The following is a 16,975-nucleotide window of genomic DNA, read 5'->3' as shown; positions in this document are numbered from 1 at the left end:
GCGGGTTCGCATCCTTCAGCACATGACTTCGACCATCGCCTTCCTGTCCTCGCCCTCCGTCGTCCGACGGGTGCGGGTGCAGCAGCAGGCCGGTCCCGGTCGGAGGCCGACACCAGCCCGACCGTGAGCGCCGCGCTCGTCGCGGGCCTGCTCGCCGGCTATGGCATCGCCATCCCGGTGGGCGCGGTCGGGACCTATCTGGTGGTGCTGACGGCCCGGACAGGACTCAAGATCGGCGCGTACGCCGCGCTCGGGGTCGCGACAGCCGACGGCCTCTACGCCTTCATCGCGGTACTCGGCGGCGGACGGCTCATCCCGGTCATCCAACCGATCGCCGTCCCGTTGCGCTGGCTTTCGGTGGCGGTGTTGCTCGGGCTGGCCGTCCACATCGGACTGACCGGGATCCGGAATTTCCGCGCCGCCACGAAATCCGAGGTGACCCAGCCGGTGGCGATCGGACCGCTGAAGGCCTTCGTGAGTCTGCTCGGGATCACGCTGCTGAACCCGGCCACGGTGGTCTATTTCGCGGCGCTCGTGCTCGGCAGCGAGGACATGGCGGCGGCGACCGGCGCGGAGCACGTGGTCTTCGTGGTCGCGGCGTTCGTGGCCTCGGCCAGCTGGCAACTGTTCCTCGCGGGCGGCGGCGCGGTCCTCGGCAAGGCGTTGACCGGACGTCGTGGACGGCTGGTCACCGCGCTCGCCTCCAGCACGCTGATCGCCGTGCTCGGCATCCGCCTGCTGTGGTGAATCGCCCGCGAAAACCGCCGGGAATCGAGGACCGCGGCTGTCCGCATCGGTTGCCAGTCTGTGCCCATGACCGAAACCACGGAACGCGCCGCCGCCCTCCACTCCTACCTCGCCTACCGCGACGCTCCGAAGGCACTTCGCTGGCTCGAAAGCGCCTTCGGTTTCGAGACCGTCACGGAGTACGCCGACGACAAGGGCCTGATTCTGCATGCCGAACTGCGGCTCGGCGGGGTCGGCATCATCGTGTTCAGCGCGGAGGAGGACTACGACCGCCCGGCACGCAAGGGCGAGACCGTCGGCCACGGGCTCTACATCAGCCTTCCGACGCAAGAGGCCGTGAACGCCGTCTTCGCCTCCGCCATCGAAGCCGGCGCGACCACCGTCTGGGAGCCGACGGATACCGAATGGGGGAACTATCGCTTCCGCGTCGACGATCTCGAAGGGTACGAGTGGACTTTCGGCACGTACGTTCCCGGGCTGCCGCAGGCCGACTGGAGCTAAAGCAGGCGGCTGAACCACTCGCGTGTGCGGCGGAGCAGATCCAGCTGATGCTCCCGTCCACGGATTTGGTGCCCTTCGCCCGGATAAACGACAAGGTCGTGTTCGACGCCGAAGTGGCGTAGCGCGCGGTGGAAGAACTCCGCCTGGGACAACGGGACGTTCGTGTCGTCCGCGCCGTGCACGATCAGCACGGGGGTCTCGATCTTAGACGCGTGGGAGATCGGGCTGTGCTGATCGTGCCGGTGCGGTCCTTCCCCTTCCCAGCCGAAACTCCCGCCGAGCGCCGCTTCGAGGGGACCGAGTTCGCCGGTGGCGGCGAGCATCCCCCAGTCACAGATCCCGGCACCCATCAAGGCCGCCTTGAACCGGTTGGTCTGCCCGACGGCCCACGCCGTCATGAAACCGCCGTGGCTCCAGCCCACGATCCCCAGCCGCTCCGGATCGGCCACCCCCTCGGCGACGAGGAGGTCGATCCCGGTCTCGAGATCGCTCCACTCCTCCTGGCCGAGCCGTCCGGCGACGGCGGTGGCGAATGCGTGTCCATGACCTTGTCCGCCGCGGGGATTCGGCAGGAAGACGGCGTGCCCGGCCAAGGCCAGCCATTGCGCGGACGGATACCAGTTGAGCATGAACCGGTCCGCGTACCGGTCGTACGGTCCACCGTGTGGCGCCACTATCAGGGAGAAGGGACCGTCGTCTCGGCTCTTTCCCGGCGGAAGGACCAGCAGGCCGTCCAATACCAGCCCGTCGGATGCCTTGTAGGACAAGCGTTCCTGCGTTCCCCACGAAAAGACGGCGAACTCCGGCGCGGTATCGCTCACTCGCGTCAGCGACCCGCCCACTGGTCCACAATGGACATCCTTCGGCCGGTACGCGGTGCTCAGCACGATGGCCACCATCTCGCCGTTCGAGGTCACCGCGTCCGCTTGCCCACGCCAGAACGACACTTCGCCGGATCCGAGCCGGTGGAGCGCCGTGTCGAGACCGTCGGCGACAAGTACCAGCGGAGCGCCGGAATCGACCTGCGCGAGCCTGATCGGGCAGGTCGATTCCGGTGTCAGGTTCCGGTGTTCCCCCGTTTCCACCGGAACATCGAACACCGCCAAGCCGCCGACCATTTCCGGCGTCGCGAGATACGCGACGTGCCAGCCGTCGTGATCCCGCCACCAAACGGGGCTGGTGGCTTCGACCGCGGTCTTGCCGAGATCTCGCCACGCCCCCGTTTCCAGGTCCAGCGAGGAAAGCCGGGGTTCGAGGCCGCCGGGGTCGAGTTCGGGGGTCGACCAGGTGAGGATGGCGAGCGCACCGTCGTCGGGGCGGCGGGCGAGGTCGACCACGTGGTCTTCGGTGAGCGTCCTGACCTCGCCGGTCCGCGGATCGAAACTCCGCAGCCGGGCTGGATGAAGGCTTTCGCTCCAGACCCACGGGTCCAGGGCCGGTGACTCGTCCTCGGCGATGAACACGATCCGTTCACGCATCGGAAGGAACTCGGTGATCGCGCTTCCCCAAGCGATCAGCGGCTCCGGCACGCCCTCGGCGTAAAGCCGACCGTCTCGAAGGAAATAGAGCGTCGCGGAGTCCGGTGACCATTTCGGCGACGAGCCTTCGGCCAGCTTGCGCGGCTTTTCACCACCGTCCACGGCGGCGAGCCAGATTTCCGGGGTGCCCGCCGTGACGGTCGTGACCTGGTAGGCGATCCGGCGTCCGTCCGGAGACAGCGCGGGTTCCGAGGGGACATGGCTGTCGACGATCAGCTCAGCGGTCAGCATGTCCCCATACTGTCGGAAAAACTAGGCCGACAACGCCTTTCCCAGTGAGTCGAGCCAGGTGCCCGTCCCCTCTTCCCGCCGGCTCGGCTCTTCGTGCCCGTCAAGGAAAGTGCCCTGTTCGATCAACGTCAGCCGGGTGCCTTCGTCCTCGGCCTCGAGCAGGATCGTCGTGACGGACACCGTCGCCAGAACGTCGTTCGCGGAGAGCGTCCCCGAGTAGACGATCCGCTCGTTCTCGGCGATGTCCTCATAGCGCGCGTCGAAGACCATCCGCTTCTCGTCGTCGGAAGGGCCGGTGGTGACTTCGCGGCCGCCGACGCGGAAGTCCAGCGAATGCCCGCCGCCGGGCACGGTGAACCAGCCCGCTTTCGCGGCGGGATCGGCCCAGGCTGCGAAGACGCGTTCCGGCGGAACGGGGTAGACGCGTTCGAGGGTGAAAGTGGCGTGTTTGACGGTCATGATCGCTTCCCTTCATCGGAGTTCAGCAAGCCACCAAGGCGATCGAGCCGGTGTTCCCAGCCGGTGCGCTGCCTGCCGAGCCAGTCCTCGGCCATCCGCAGCCCGTCCGGTTCGAGGTGGCAGGTGCGGACACGCCCTGCCTTCTCCGAGCGGACCAGCCCACAGGCTTCGAGCACCTGAAGGTGCTGCATCACCGCGGGCAGCGACATCGACAACGGTTGCGCGAGCTCCCCCACCGAGGCCGGTCCCCGGGTGAGGCGCTCGATCATTTCGCGGCGCGTTCCATCGGAGAGCGCCTTGAACACCTGATCCATCCGTTGGTTAGGCACATGCTTAACTATCTGCCCGCGCCGAGTATTAGTCAAGTAGGTACTTAACTTTCTACTGCTCCGCGGTCATGCCTTCGACCAGCAGCCACTGGGAAGCGAGATAGGAGGTCAGCACGAACGTCTCGAGATTGGCCCGCACCCGCTCACTGGTGACGAAGTTGCGGCGAATGAGGATCGCCAGATCCGACGCGGAGAACAGCAGGGCGCCCGCGGCGAGCCAGGTCCGGCGGTCAGCCGACGGGACGACCATCCCACCCGACACGCGAGCCTTCGGCGCGAGCGCCGGATCGGCCGCGAGGGTCGACGTCGTACTCAGCAGCCCTCCGTAGACCGAGAGCACTGAAGACACTGGGGACGGCTTCGGGAGCGTCATCGCGACGGCGGCCGCCGCCCACGCCCCGAGCCGGGGTGACGCCGTGGCCACCCGCGGCCGCGCGCCGCGCCGCCACAAGAACGCGGAGTACAGCACCTGCATCACGCCGAACGAGGTCGCGCCCTTGATCAGTTCGCGATCCTCGTGCGATCTGGCCATGAAGTGGTCACCCGCCCCGGCCGCGATCAGGGCGGCGACGAGCAAGCCCTTCTCCCCTGGTGCAAGCGTTTGCGCCCGCGCGACGCGAGCGGCGAGCACGGGGACCGCGGCCGGTTTGGTCACCAGTTGCAGCCGCCGGTTGCCGGTCCTGGCGGAGTACACCGTGCCGATCGCGGCGGCACCGAACAGCACCCGCTCGGCGAACTTGAGGGCCTTCGCTGTCGCCACTGACCACCTCCGGAACTTATCTCCGGGTAAGTTACCAGCTGGTCAGCATCTCAAGGCGTCTCTTAGTGAGGGGTGCGGCAAAGTTGTCGTGGCCGCTTTCGCTCATGTCGCGAAAGCCAGGAAGTCCGCGAAGGCCTCCTTTCCTACCTTGAGCGTCAGGCATCTTGAGCGGTTTCGCGAGGCGGTCGTGAGTGGCGTTTCGTGTTCTAGCCCGAATCGCCACTCACGACCCGGGCCGAGTGGGTGGTTTCGCGTGGCTGGATGGATGGCGCGTGTGATCAGACGGAGGACACGTGTGGCTGGATGGATGACACGCGGGAGCGGCAGGTTTCGTCGCGTGCTCTCCGTCGGATCACGCGTGTCGCCCGATGGTAGGTACCTAAGACACCAGTGGCCCTCACCCGAATCGCCACTCACGCCATTCCTCCGAAACCGCACCTGTAGCCCCGCGGTGTCCAGAATCAGGCCTGCCCTACCTCCACTTTGCCGGGACCCTGACCTTGAGAGCAGGGAAGGAGGCCTTCACGGCCATGCCCCGTTTGCCTTACCTCTTTTAGACCGCCTCGCGGAAGGTGTTCCGGTACGCGCTCGGCGACACCCCTAACGCGGCCTGCAGATGCTGGCGCAGCGACGCGGCGGTGCCGAAACCCGCCTCGGTGGCGATCCGGTCCACCGGCAGGTCGGTCTCTTCGAGCAGCTGACGAGCCCGTTCGACCCGCTGCTGGGTGAGCCATTGCAACGCCGAAATCCCGACCTCTTCCCGAAAACGCCGCGTGAACGTCCGTGTGCTCATCGACTCCTTCGCCGCGAGCTCGCGCAGCGTCAGCGGCCGATCGAGGTTTTCCAGCGCCCAGGCCCGCGCCGCCGAGGTCGACGAGGACTGCGGTTCCGGCACCGGACGGCGGATGAACTGCGCCTGCCCGCCTTCCCGATGAGGTGAGACGACCGTGCCGCGCGCGACCTCGTTCGCGACCGCGGCACCGTGATCGCAGCGGATCATGTGCAGGCAGAGGTCGATGCCGGACGCGACGCCCGCCGCGGTCAGCACGTTGCCGTCGTCGGTGTAGAGCACGTTCGGATCGAGGTCGACCTTCGGGAACGTCGCCTGGAAGTCCAGTGCCGAGCGCCAGTGCGTGGTCGCCTTCCGGCCGTCGAGGAGTCCGGCGGCGGCGAGCACGAAGGCGCCCGTGCAGATCGACGCGATTCTGGCGTCCGGCCGGATCAGTGCCAAGGCACGTGCGAGCGGTTCGGTGAGGTCGTGCCCCGACGGCTCGTACTCGGTGGACGACGCCGGGATGACGACGGTGTCGGCTTCGGCCAGCACTTCCGGCCCACGCGGGACCGAGACGGTGACGTCGGCGTCGGTCCGGATCTCCCCGGGCTCCGGCGTGCAGGTGACGACCTCGTACAGCGGCTCGCCGTCGGCCGATTTGGCCGTGCCGAACAGCCGGACGACGATGCCCAGCTCCATCACCAGCATGCCGTGCCGGACCAGCACGGCGACCCGATGACGACCCGGACGCGTGAAAAAGCCCATGGCTCGATTCTTGCACATGTTGGCCATCAGGCCACTCGCTTCCCTGAGGCGACCGAGAGACCTTGAAGACATGAACGTGTTGTGGATCTTCGCCCACCCGGAACCTCGTTCCCTCAGCGGCTCACTGCGCGACGAAGGGGTGCGCACCCTCCGCGAACAGGGCGCGACCGTCCGGGAATCCGACCTGTACGCGATGAAGTGGAAGCCCGTCGTCGACGCCGACGACTTCGGCTCGGCGGCAGGCAGCGACCGGCTGATCGTCGGCGCGACCTCGAAGGATGCCTTCGCCTCGGGCGCACTGAGCGAGGACATCCGGGCGGAGCACGAGAAACTGGCCTGGGCGGACACGGTGATCATCCAGTTTCCCTTGTGGTGGTACGGAATGCCCGCGATCCTCAAGGGCTGGTTCGACCGCGTCTTCGTCAAGGGTTTCGCCTACGGCGTCCAACGGCCTGACGGCAAAACGGCACGCTACGGCGAGGGAAAGCTGGCCGGAAAACGCGCCATGGTCCTGCTGACCGCGGGCGCACCGGAAGCCACGATCGGACCACGTGGCGTGAACGGCGAGATCAACGATCTGCTGTTCCCGTTGCAGCACGGAACCCTGTGGTACGCGGGAATGTCCGTCCTTCCGCCGCTGACCGTCCACGGCGCCGACCGCGTCAGCCCCGAGCAGTACGACGTCGCCGCCGAAGCGCTGCGCGACCGCTTGCGGACACTGTCCACAAGCGACCCGATCCCGTTCCGTTCCCAGAACGGCGGCGACTACGACGAGGAGCTCGTCCTGCGCGACGACCTCGCTCCCGGCCGGAGCGGAATCGGCGTCCACACGTCCTGAAGCTCAGGCGCGCACGAGGTCAGCCCCCGCGAAGAAGGTCTCGGCCGCCTTGAGCGCATCCTCGTCCAGCAAGACGTCGCCAGGGCGGCTCCCGTTGCCGAGCAGCTGCCCACCCCAGTGCATCCCGAGATATCCGGCGGTTTTGCGCAGGGTACCGATCAGCGGTTCCGCCTGCTCCGGTTGCTCGGCGAGCGCGCTCACTCCCCACAGGGTCTTACCGCGCATCTGCTCCTTGAAGCGGAGTTCGGGTTGGTCCAGCCAGGCCGCCCAGTGGTCGAAGTACAGCTTCACCGACGCCGACACGCTGTACCAATAGACCGGTGACGCGATCACCAGATCCGTGGCCGCCATGGTCGCGTCGTACAACGATCGCTCGTTTCCGGCCGGCGGGACGAAGTCCGCGCCGTCGTGTTTCCGGTCGACGAACGGCGCCAGCGGCAGCTCGGACGTCCGGATCCACCGCTGCTTGACACTCCGGGGCAGCTCCTTCGCCGCCCGCCTCGCCAGCATCTCCGTGTTCCCGCCCGCACGGGCACTCCCCAGCAGGAACAGGAAGCTTCGATCCTCGGTCATCGTGATCCCCTCCGAAGTGATTTCAAAGTACATGTATGTGCAAACAGATGCTGTCACTGCATGTAAACTGTTGTCAAGCGAATCGAGGGAGGTCGTCATGACGGCCGATGAACTGGTGTGGGACCGCGTACTCGCGCTGCACGGGCGCATCGAACAAGAACTGGCGAAGGCACTGCAGCGGCGTCACGGACTCGGCCTCTCCGAGTTCCGCGCGCTCGGCAAGCTGGCCGCCACCGAGAAGGGCGTCCTGCGCATGCAGGAACTCGCCGAGGCGATCGGGCTCAACCAGAGTTCCGTGAGCCGGATGGTCGTCCGCCTCGAAGACGCCGGCCTGACCGAACGCGACCCCTGCGAGAACGATCGTCGCGGGGTCTACACCTGCATCACCAAAACAGGAAGGAAGCGGTACACCGAAACCGAGCCGACCTACCAGGAGGTCTTGGCGACGGCTCTCGACAAGGCCCACGCCGACCCCGAACTGAAGAGCGCGGTGACCGCCCTGCGCGGCGTTTGACCCAGTATTCCTTCACGGTTATATTCCCCCGGTGGCACATTAGGAGGTAACCGTGACCGATCGCGCCCGGTTGGAAACCGTCGGGGAACGCCCGGCACTCCGCCTCGAACGACGGCTCGCGCACAGTCCCGAGCGCGTCTGGCTGGCCATCACCGAACCGTCGGAACTCGCGCGGTGGTTCCCGGCGGCGGTCACCGTGGACTTGCGGCCAGGCGGCACCATCGAGTTCACCTTCGAGGGCGAAGAGACTCCGACAGCGGGCAAGGTCCTCGAAGCCGACGCGCCGCGCGTGTTCGCGTTCAGCTGGAACGACGACGTCCTCCGCTGGGAAATCAGCCCGGAGGAGGACGGCTGCCGTCTGCTGTTCACGCATACGTTCGGCCGGGGCGAACCCGCCATCGCCCGGATCGCCGCAGGCCGCACGGCCGCCGGTTGGGACAGCTGCCTCGTCGCTCTCGCGGCGTTGCTCGACGGCGAAGAGCAAGACCCGCCGCAGGACTGGGCCGGCCTCATCGAGGCCTACACCGAGGAATTCGGGCTCGCCGATGGCGAAGTCCTCGAAACCGGCGCCGAGCTGGTGATCCGCTTCCGCCGCGACCTGATCTGGAAACCGCTCGACAAGGTCTGGCCCCTTCTCGCCCCCGAAAGGGCGTCGGGGACGGTCATCCGCGAAGAACCGCCGCGGTTACTGGAGCTCTCCCTGCCGCGGGGCGGCGTCGTCCGCTGGGAGTTCACCCACTCCGCACTCGACGGCACCATGGTCGAGGTGACCCAGACGGTCCCGCGTGGGCAGGACGACGTCGTGCCCGGGGCGCTGCGAAGCTGGCGCGAAAAGCTGAAGGAGTTCTTCGCGGCGGCCTACGGAAGCTGATCTCCACCCTGGGGATGACCGCCACCGGACGGACGCGCACGCGCCACTCGTCCGGCTAAGTTCGCCGTATGAAACAGCCGTCGGCGCTCCCCCAGCGGGTGGCGTACACGATCGACGCACTCCTCGCGCTGGTGCTCGTGGTGGCCGTCGGCGGAAACCTGGCCGCGAGGACCTGGACCTTCCTCATCGCCATCCCGATGTGGCTCGCCTGGGCGACGGTCGCCGCCAGCGGGATCGCGATCGTGCTGCGGCGCCACCGGCCCCTGGTCGCCTACGGCCTCGGCCTCGGCAGCCTCGTGCCGGCCCTGCTCGCCGGCAATGGGCTGGGCCCGGCCGCGCTCCTGGCCACCGCTTGCGCCCTGTACACCGTGGCACTGGAACACCCACGGGCCCGCTCACTGACCGCGATGGGTCTCGGCCTGGTCGTCGTCATGGTCTTCGAGCTCCTGCGGCTCGGGCCGAACACGATCGCGTCGACGGCCTTCGCGGGCGGCGGGGTGGCGGGCTCGTGGGCGCTGGGCTGGATGACGCGGCAACGGCGCGCGAACCTGGCCCAGCTCGCCGAAACCCAGGCCGATCAGGCGGTTTCCGACGAACGGCTGCGCATCGCGCGCGAAATGCACGACGTCGTCGCGCACAGCATGAGCCTGATCGCGGTGAAGGCGGCCGTGGGGAACCACGTCGCGGAGGAGCAGCCTGAAGAAGCGCGCGAAGCGTTGCGGGTCATCGAACTCACCAGCCGCGAAACCCTCGTCGAACTCCGGCGGATGCTCGGCGTCCTTCGCTCGGGCGACGGTACCCCCGAGGCCGCGCTCGGCCCCGCCCCGAAACTCGCCGATCTCCGGACCCTCGCCGAACGCGCCGGGCAGGCCGGGGTGCGCGTCGAACTGACCGGCGAAGTGGTGGACGAACTGCCCGAAGGCGTCGCGCTTTCGATCTACCGCATCACGCAGGAGGCGGTGACCAACGTCGTGAAGCACGCGGGGCCGTCCACCTGCCGGGTCACGATCACCGAAGACCCGGGCGAGATCAGCGTCGAGATCGTCGACGACGGGCGGGGCGAAGGCTCGCCCGCGACCGTCGGCGGGCACGGCTTGGTCGGCATGCGTGAACGCGTCGCGGTCTACGGTGGTGACTTCGAAGCGGGACCATTGCCCGCTGGGGGATTCCGGGTGTTCGCGCGGCTGCCGTACGCCGTCAAGGAAGTGGGGACACGATGATCCGGGTGCTGATCGCCGACGACCAGGCGTTGCTGCGCGGCAGTTTCCGCGTGCTAGTCGACAGCGCGCCGGATTTCGAAGTCGTCGGCGAGGCGGGCGACGGCGTGGAGGCGGCGGAACTGGCCGAGAGGGAACGACCCGACGTCGTGCTGATGGACGTCCGGATGCCGGAGCTGGACGGGATCGAAGCGACCCGGCGGATCTGCGCGTCGGCGGCCTGCGAAGGCGTCCATGTGCTGATGCTGACGACTTTCGACCTCGACGCCTACGTCTATTCGGCGCTGCGCGCGGGAGCGAGCGGGTTCCTGCTGAAGGACACCCCGCCCGCCGAGCTGCTGACCGCGATCCGGGTCGTCGCGGCAGGCGAAGGACTGCTCGCGCCTTCGATCACGCGCAGGCTCATCGCCGAGTTCGCGCGGCTGCCCGAACCGGGACGGCGCGTCTCGGCCGCGCTCGACAACATCACCACGCGCGAACGCGAAGTACTGAGCCTGATCGCGCGCGGCCTGTCGAACGACGAAATCGCCGGGACACTGCACCTCGGACTGGCGACGGTGAAGACACATATCGGCCACCTCCTGCACAAACTCGCCGCACGGGACCGGGCGCAGCTGGTGATCGCGGCCTACGAGTCGGGGCTGGTGCGCGCTTCCCTCTAGCGACGGACGTTGCCTACGCCACACGCGAAGTGACCGTCGAGTAGCTAGGCTGCGGTTTCATGAGCAGTGCGACGGAGCCGCTCGGGACGCCGCCCGAGGACGAACCGGACATCCACACCACGGCCGGGAAGCTGGCCGACCTGTACCGCCGGTATGACGAGGCGGTGCACGCGGGTTCCGCGAGGGCGGTGGAGAAACAGCACGCCAAGGGCAAGAAGACCGCTCGCGAGCGGATCGATCTGCTGCTGGACGAAGGATCGTTCGTCGAACTCGACGAGCTGGCGAAGCACCGTTCGACGGCCTTCGGCCAGGAGAAGAACCGGCCCTACGGCGACGGCGTCGTCACCGGCTACGGCACCGTCGACGGCCGTCCGGTGTGCGTCTTCAGCCAGGACGTCACCGTCTTCGGCGGTTCGCTCGGCGAGGTGTACGGCGAAAAGATCGTCAAGGTGATGGACCTGGCGATCAAGACCGGCCGCCCGATCATCGGCATCAACGAGGGCGGCGGCGCGCGGATCCAGGAAGGCGTCGTCTCGCTCGGGCTGTACGGCGAGATCTTCAACCGCAACGTCAAGGCCTCCGGCGTCATCCCGCAGATCTCGCTGATCATGGGCGCCAACGCGGGCGGGCACGTCTACTCCCCCGCGCTGACCGACTTCGTGGTGATGGTCGACAAGACCTCCCACATGTTCATCACCGGTCCCGACGTCGTGAAGACCGTGACGGGTGAAGAGGTCTCGTTCGAGGAGCTCGGCGGCGGGCGTACGCACAACACCCGTTCGGGTAACGCGCACTACCTCGGTTCCGACGACGAGGACGCGATCGCCTACGTCAAGGAACTGCTCTCCTACCTCCCGGCGAACAACCTCTCCGAAGCGCCGCATCTCGAGACGGACGCTCCGAAGCCCGGGTTCTTCGAGGCCGTCACCGAGTCCGACCGCGAACTCGACACGCTCATCCCGGACTCGCCGAACCAGCCGTACGACATGCACGAGGTCATCAACCGTGTCGTCGACGACGGCGACTTCCTCGAGGTGCACGAGCTGTTCGCGCCGAACATCCTGGTCGGTTTCGGCCGGGTGGACGGGCGCAGCGTCGGCATCGTGGCCAACCAGCCGACCCAGTTCGCCGGCTGCCTCGACATCGACGCGTCCGAGAAGGCCGCGCGGTTCGTGCGCACCTGCGACGCGTTCAACATCCCGGTCCTGACCTTCGTCGACGTCCCCGGCTTCCTGCCCGGCACCGACCAGGAATGGAACGGCATCATCCGGCGCGGCGCGAAGCTGATCTACGCCTACGCCGAAGCGACCGTGCCGCTCGTCACCGTCATCACCCGCAAGGCGTACGGCGGCGCGTACGACGTCATGGGGTCGAAGCACCTCGGCGCCGACGTCAACCTCGCCTGGCCGACCGCACAGGTCGCGGTCATGGGCGCGCAGGGCGCGGCGAACATCGTCCACCGCAAGACCCTCGCCGCGGCCGCCGCCGACGGCAAGGACGTCGACGCGTTGCGGGCCGAACTCATCCAGGAGTACGAAGACACCCTCCTGAACCCGTACGCGGCGGCCGAGCGCGGTTACGTCGATTCGGTGATCGTGCCCGCGCACACCCGCGGTCACATCGCGAAGGCGCTTTCGCTGCTCCAGGGCAAACGAGAGACGCTGCCGCCCAAGAAGCACGGGAACATCCCGCTGTGAGCGCGCCCGAAACCCCGCTTCTGCGGGTCGTCCGCGGCAATCCGAGCGACGCCGAACTCGCCGCGCTGACCGCCGTCGTCGTGGCGGCGGCCAGTGCGCGAGCACCGGAACCGGCACCGAAACGGGACTCGTGGTGGGCGGACAAGGCTTCGCTCGTGCGCGCCCCGCTCGCCCCCGGCGAGGGTGCCTGGCGGGCTTCGGCTCTCCCTCGCTGACGCGCGATCGGAGGAGCACGGATCCGGTCACCGCGGACTAGAGTGACAGTTTCCTGTCGACCGGATCCGCCCCAGAAAGCCGTGCGTGACGAACCAGGACCACCTCTCCACCGAGTTGCGCCGCCTGCGCAAAGCCGCCGGTCTGTCCGGCACCGAGGCGGCGAGACTCACCGGCCTCAGCCAGTCCAAGGTCTCCCGGGTCGAAACCGGCGCGTTCATGCCGACCGAGGACCAGGTCGTGGCGCTGTGCCACGCCTATCGCGCCTCGGCGAAGGTTCGGCGGGCCTTGGTCACGATCACCCGCGACCTGCGCGAGGAGGCGTCCTCCGCCCGCGTCGTGCTGCAACGGGGCGCGTGGCGGATGCAGCAGCGCATCGGCAAGATCGAGACCGCGTCGGCCCGGATCCGGAGTTTTCAGCCGACCATCGTGTTCGGCCTGCTCCAGACCCGCGACTACATCACCGCGCTGTTCGGCGATTCGCTGCCGGACGGCGAACGCGACCAGACGATCGAAGCCCGGCTGGAGCGCCAGCGGATCCTCGAATCGAAGCGTGAGTTCCACTTCGTGCTGACCGAAGGCGCCCTGCGCTGGAACATGGGCGGGGCGGCGACCATGGTCGCTCAGCTCGACCACCTCATCGACCTGTCCTGCCACCGGCGGGTGCGGCTCGGCGTGATCCCGTGGACGACGCCGGTTTCGGTCGCCGTTCTCCACGGTTTCGACATCTACGACTCGCGCGCGGTGCTCCTCGGGACGCAGACGGCCACGGCGCTCGTCACGGACGAACGGGAAGTCGCCGACTACGAGAAGAACTTCGCCGAAGTCGAGCGCTACGCCACCTACGACGACGTCGCGTGCTCGCATCTGGCGCGGATCGCGGCCGACTACCGGGCTCTCGCCGACTGAACCGCTCCAGTGACCAAGGACTCTTGGCTTTATGCACCCCGAGAGTGCATCGTCTGTAAAGCGGTTGTCGGTGAAGGTCCCTTTTCCTGCGCTGAGCGCGATTTCGGGGCCCTTCACGGACCGTTCACCGAACCACGGCGGTAGATCACCCGAAATTGACAACTTTGCCTCCGCGCAACCCGTCTACTTGCCGAAACAGTCACTGGGGAAAGGCACTCCGATGACCAACTGGCACGAACGCATGACCGGCTGGCACAAGTCGACCTACACGCACTGGGAGGAGAACGCCTGCGTCGAAGTCGGCGGGCTGCCCGGCCTGGTCGGCATCCGGGACACCAAACAAGGGGCCCTGCCGGACGAGATCCGGCCGATCCTGGTGGTCCCGGCCGAATCCTTCGCCGCGCTCATCGAGCACTTGGACCGATGAACGACATCGCCGAGCCGTACATGGTCCACGATCCGCGGGAGATGGCGGGTCAGCTGATCAACGGCAACTGGATCGTCGCGCGATGGGAGCATCTCGGTGAAGACGAGGACCTGGATCACTGGACGGCCGTGCTGCGCGAGCACTGCGAAGAACTCGGCGTCGATCCGTACGTCATCAACATCCCGCGCAAGAGCCTGACGATCGTCTTCAACGGCGCGCTCCCCGCGCCCACGTTCGAACAGCTGGAGAACTCGGTGGCGGCCATCGAGTACCACCGCTTCCTCGACCGCGAAATCGGGCCGAGACGCTTGAACTAGGCGCAGCGGTCCAGCTTGACCTGACAACGCCCCAGACCACGGCGTTCGTCCTGCACTTCCCCGCCCCTGGAGCGTGCCTCGCCTTCGCTTGCGCACGCTGTACGCGTCGGCGATCTTCGTACGCGAAGGCTCCTTGAGTATCGAGCGGTTCATGCCATATAGTCCACTCGGAATAATCAGTACGGAATCTTCCGAGAGGATCAGTCATGGCCGCGAAGCTCACCCCGCTCGCCATCGCGGTGCTGGAACTCCTCCACGAGCGGCCCATGCATCCGTACGAAATGGCGCAGCTGATGCGGGACCGCTACGTCAGCAGGCGCGTCAAGGTGAAGGCCGGATCGCTCTACCACACCGTGGATCGCTTGGTACAGAACGGTTTTATCGAGGTCGTCGAAACACAGCGGGACGGGAAACGGCCCGAGCGGACCGTTTACACGATGACCGAAGCCGGCCTCGACGAGTTCGTCGACCGGGCCAAGGGCATGCTCAGCACCCCGGCCGAGGAGTATCCCGAGTTCCTCAGCGGACTCGCCGTCATCGACGAACTCGGCCCGGAGGTCTCGGTGGCCCAGCTCAAGAACCGCGTGCTTCAACTGCAGGCGGCCACCGCGTCGGACCAGGTCGTACTCGACAGCCTGGTCAACGAGAAGCACCTTCCAGAGGTCTACTGGCTCGACTGGTCCTACACGACCGCGCACCGCGCCTTCGAGCTCGAGTGGACCCAGAAACTCATCGAAGACCTGGAATCCGGCCGCATCCGGTTCCAGGGCCACTGCACCCCACATCTGAACCTGGTCACCGAGGACGAACCCGATGAACGCGCGACAAGCTAATCCCTGGGCGGCGCTTTCCGCGCTGTGCCTGGGTTTCTTCATGATCCTGCTGGACACCACGATCGTTTCGACCGCGATTCCCGCGATGCTGCGCGAACTCGGCGCCGGGCTGAACGCCATCGTCTGGGTGATCAGCGTCTACCTGCTGGCCTACGCCGTACCGATGTTGTTCGCCAGCCGCCTCGGCGACCGCTTCGGTCCGAAGCGGGTCTACGCGGTGGGCCTCGTGGTGTTCACGCTGGCCTCGCTGTGGTGCGGCCTCTCCGGCTCGGTCGAGATGCTCATCGCCGCCCGCGCGGTGCAGGGGCTCGGGGCCGCTTTGATGACGCCGCAGACCCTGGCGTTCATCAGCCACCTGTTCCCGCCGTCGAAACGCGGACCGGCCATGGGACTCTGGAGCGGTGTCGCCGGGATCGCGGCGATCACCGGACCGTTGCTCGGCGGCGTGCTCGTCGACCACCTCGGCTGGGAATGGATCTTCTTCGTCAACCTGCCGATCGGCGTGGTCGCGCTCGCACTGGCGCTGCTCAAGGTGCCGGACTGGCAGCCGAAGCACTCGCATTCGTTCGACGTGCCGGGCATCCTGCTCTCCGGCGCCGGCCTGTTCTGCCTGGTGTACGGCGTCCAAAATGGACAGCAGTACGACTGGGGGCGCGCGTTCGGGCCGATCACCGTGTTCGAGATCATCGGCGCCGGCGTCGCCCTGCTGATCGCTTTCGTGGTGTGGCAACGCTTCAATCGCAAGGAACCGTTGTTGCCGCTGACCGTCTTCGCCAACCGCAACTTCTCGGCGGGCACCCTGACCTCGGTCACCGTCGGTTTCGCGATGACGGGCATGTTCCTGCCGCTGGTGATCTACCTCCAGGCCGTGCTCGGCGAATCCCCGACGATGACCGGTCTGCTGTTCGCGCCGATGTCGTTGCTGGCGGGGCTGATCGGCCCGTTCGTCGGCAAGGCGTCGGACAAGGTCAACGGCAAGATCCTGCTCGTCATCGGCCTCAGCGCGCTCGCCGCGGGAATGGCGCTCGTCGCCCTGCTCGCCCACGCCGACGCGAACGCGTGGGCGCTCACCCCGGCGCTGCTGGTGGCGGGTGCCGGGATCGGGTTCATCTTCGCCCCCATGGGCAACCTGGCGATGAGTTCGGTGGAACCGCGGCTCACCGGGACCGCGTCGGGCATCTTCAACACCGCCCGCCAGGTCGGCGGCGTACTCGGCAGTGCCGCCGTCGGCGTGCTGCTGCAGGCGCGGATCAGCGTGTCGATCGCCGACGAGGCGGCTTCGGCCGCGACAGCGTTGCCGGAGCCCTACCGTGCCCCGTTCGCGGAAGGCATCGCGAAGGCCGCGGAATCGACCGGCGAGTTCGGCTCTTCGGGGCAGGCGGCCATTCCCGGGCTTCCCGCCGATGTGGCGGAGCAGGCTCAGCGGCTCGCTCTCGGGGCCGTCCACAATGGACTTACGGACGCGGCGCGGGTGACCTTGCTGCTGCCGGCGGCCGTCCTCCTGCTGGGCGTGCTGGCCGCGCTCACGATGCGTCGCCCGGCCCCGCGAGCCCCTCGCCCGGCCGTCGTCCCCGAGGCCGCCGCCACCGCCTGACCGGCCCCGCATTTAGCGGGCTACATCAAAATGTGGCGTAGCTCAGCTGTTCCGGACTGGCTGCGAGTGTCGACCGATACTGAGTGTCCACAAGGGACACCGCCTAGCGACTAGACATCCGGTTGATGCCTATATGTGCGGTTGTGGGCGGGGGTCGTGAGTGGCAATGAGGGTTCTAACCCTATTATCCACACACGACACCCCCGCG

At 67.4% G+C, this 16,975-nt stretch carries 20 protein-coding genes; 14 read left to right on the top strand and 6 right to left on the bottom strand.

The genetic code is table 11. From position 1 onward, the window contains the following. Positions 1–123: 123 nt before the first annotated feature. Both ACZ5ZX_RS38885 and ACZ5ZX_RS38880 read left to right on the top strand, forming a co-directional pair. Positions 124–747, top strand: coding sequence for a LysE family transporter (locus ACZ5ZX_RS38885; protein WP_465507000.1), 624 nt, complete (start codon positions 124–126; stop codon positions 745–747). A gap of 66 nt (positions 748–813) precedes the next feature. Further along, positions 814–1,248: a VOC family protein gene (locus tag ACZ5ZX_RS38880; RefSeq protein WP_465506999.1), complete on the top strand. Its 435-nt coding sequence runs from the start codon at positions 814–816 to the stop codon at positions 1,246–1,248. On the opposite strand, the gene ACZ5ZX_RS38875 is transcribed toward ACZ5ZX_RS38880, so the two are convergent. The 5 genes from ACZ5ZX_RS38875 to ACZ5ZX_RS38855 form a co-directional block, all read right to left on the bottom strand. Further along, positions 1,245–3,017, bottom strand: coding sequence for a S9 family peptidase (locus ACZ5ZX_RS38875; protein ID WP_465506998.1), 1,773 nt, complete (start codon positions 3,015–3,017; stop codon positions 1,245–1,247). The genes ACZ5ZX_RS38880 and ACZ5ZX_RS38875 overlap by 4 nt on opposite strands. A gap of 21 nt (positions 3,018–3,038) precedes the next feature. Next, on the bottom strand, positions 3,039–3,476 hold the full coding sequence (locus ACZ5ZX_RS38870; RefSeq protein ID WP_465506997.1) for an SRPBCC domain-containing protein: 438 nt from the start codon (positions 3,474–3,476) through the stop codon (positions 3,039–3,041). Continuing rightward, positions 3,473–3,805, bottom strand: a complete 333-nt coding sequence (locus tag ACZ5ZX_RS38865) for an ArsR/SmtB family transcription factor (protein WP_465506996.1) — start codon at positions 3,803–3,805, stop codon at positions 3,473–3,475. The genes ACZ5ZX_RS38870 and ACZ5ZX_RS38865 overlap by 4 nt, the downstream gene beginning before the upstream one ends. A 52-nt stretch (positions 3,806–3,857) precedes the next feature. Beyond that, the gene (locus ACZ5ZX_RS38860; RefSeq protein ID WP_465506995.1) at positions 3,858–4,565 is read right to left on the bottom strand and encodes a lysoplasmalogenase family protein; all 708 of its coding nucleotides are present in this window, start codon (positions 4,563–4,565) and stop codon (positions 3,858–3,860) included. A 553-nt stretch (positions 4,566–5,118) separates the two neighbouring features. Next, positions 5,119–6,129, bottom strand: a complete 1,011-nt coding sequence (locus ACZ5ZX_RS38855; RefSeq protein WP_465506994.1) for a GlxA family transcriptional regulator — start codon at positions 6,127–6,129, stop codon at positions 5,119–5,121. 43 nt (positions 6,130–6,172) lie between these two features. Here ACZ5ZX_RS38855 and ACZ5ZX_RS38850 point away from each other — a divergent pair, with 43 nt between their 5' ends. Next, positions 6,173–6,940: an NAD(P)H-dependent oxidoreductase gene (locus tag ACZ5ZX_RS38850; protein ID WP_465506993.1), complete on the top strand. Its 768-nt coding sequence runs from the start codon at positions 6,173–6,175 to the stop codon at positions 6,938–6,940. Positions 6,941–6,943: 3 nt separating this feature from the next. On the opposite strand, the gene ACZ5ZX_RS38845 is transcribed toward ACZ5ZX_RS38850, so the two are convergent. Continuing rightward, positions 6,944–7,513: a flavodoxin family protein gene (locus ACZ5ZX_RS38845; RefSeq protein ID WP_465506992.1), complete on the bottom strand. Its 570-nt coding sequence runs from the start codon at positions 7,511–7,513 to the stop codon at positions 6,944–6,946. A 97-nt stretch (positions 7,514–7,610) separates the two neighbouring features. Here ACZ5ZX_RS38845 and ACZ5ZX_RS38840 point away from each other — a divergent pair, with 97 nt between their 5' ends. The 11 genes from ACZ5ZX_RS38840 (at position 7,611) to ACZ5ZX_RS38790 (ending at position 16,767) form a co-directional block, all read left to right on the top strand. Next, on the top strand, positions 7,611–8,027 hold the full coding sequence (locus ACZ5ZX_RS38840) for a MarR family winged helix-turn-helix transcriptional regulator (protein ID WP_465506991.1): 417 nt from the start codon (positions 7,611–7,613) through the stop codon (positions 8,025–8,027). A gap of 52 nt (positions 8,028–8,079) precedes the next feature. Next, positions 8,080–8,898 (top strand): SRPBCC family protein, encoded by an 819-nt coding sequence (locus tag ACZ5ZX_RS38835; RefSeq protein WP_465506990.1) that lies wholly within the window; start codon positions 8,080–8,082, stop codon positions 8,896–8,898. 68 nt (positions 8,899–8,966) lie between these two features. Next, on the top strand, positions 8,967–10,118 hold the full coding sequence (locus tag ACZ5ZX_RS38830) for a sensor histidine kinase (protein WP_465506989.1): 1,152 nt from the start codon (positions 8,967–8,969) through the stop codon (positions 10,116–10,118). Continuing rightward, complete coding sequence (locus tag ACZ5ZX_RS38825) at positions 10,115–10,777, top strand: response regulator (RefSeq protein WP_465506988.1); 663 nt, start codon at positions 10,115–10,117, stop codon at positions 10,775–10,777. The genes ACZ5ZX_RS38830 and ACZ5ZX_RS38825 overlap by 4 nt, the downstream gene beginning before the upstream one ends. Before the next feature lie 59 nt (positions 10,778–10,836). After that, positions 10,837–12,474 (top strand): acyl-CoA carboxylase subunit beta, encoded by a 1,638-nt coding sequence (locus ACZ5ZX_RS38820; protein ID WP_465506987.1) that lies wholly within the window; start codon positions 10,837–10,839, stop codon positions 12,472–12,474. Beyond that, a complete protein-coding gene (locus ACZ5ZX_RS38815; RefSeq protein WP_465506986.1) occupies positions 12,471–12,689 on the top strand; it encodes an acyl-CoA carboxylase subunit epsilon in 219 nt (72 codons plus the stop codon). Before ACZ5ZX_RS38820 ends, ACZ5ZX_RS38815 begins: the two co-directional genes overlap by 4 nt. A gap of 85 nt (positions 12,690–12,774) precedes the next feature. Next, entirely contained in the window at positions 12,775–13,596 is an 822-nt protein-coding gene (locus ACZ5ZX_RS38810; RefSeq protein WP_465506985.1) for a helix-turn-helix domain-containing protein, read from the top strand. A 220-nt stretch (positions 13,597–13,816) separates the two neighbouring features. Then, positions 13,817–14,023 carry a DUF397 domain-containing protein gene (locus ACZ5ZX_RS38805; protein ID WP_465506984.1) on the top strand — a complete coding sequence of 69 codons (207 nt, stop codon included), beginning with the start codon at positions 13,817–13,819 and terminating at the stop codon, positions 14,021–14,023. Continuing rightward, positions 14,020–14,340 carry a hypothetical protein gene (locus ACZ5ZX_RS38800; RefSeq protein ID WP_465506983.1) on the top strand — a complete coding sequence of 107 codons (321 nt, stop codon included), beginning with the start codon at positions 14,020–14,022 and terminating at the stop codon, positions 14,338–14,340. The genes ACZ5ZX_RS38805 and ACZ5ZX_RS38800 overlap by 4 nt, the downstream gene beginning before the upstream one ends. Before the next feature lie 206 nt (positions 14,341–14,546). Next, complete coding sequence (locus ACZ5ZX_RS38795; RefSeq protein ID WP_465506982.1) at positions 14,547–15,173, top strand: PadR family transcriptional regulator; 627 nt, start codon at positions 14,547–14,549, stop codon at positions 15,171–15,173. After that, positions 15,154–16,767, top strand: a complete 1,614-nt coding sequence (locus ACZ5ZX_RS38790; protein ID WP_465506981.1) for a DHA2 family efflux MFS transporter permease subunit — start codon at positions 15,154–15,156, stop codon at positions 16,765–16,767. The genes ACZ5ZX_RS38795 and ACZ5ZX_RS38790 overlap by 20 nt, the downstream gene beginning before the upstream one ends. The last annotated feature ends 208 nt before the right edge of the window (positions 16,768–16,975 follow it).

This window comes from Amycolatopsis sp. NPDC033938 (assembly GCF_055575975.1).
This window is presented reverse-complemented; position numbering and strand designations above follow the sequence as displayed.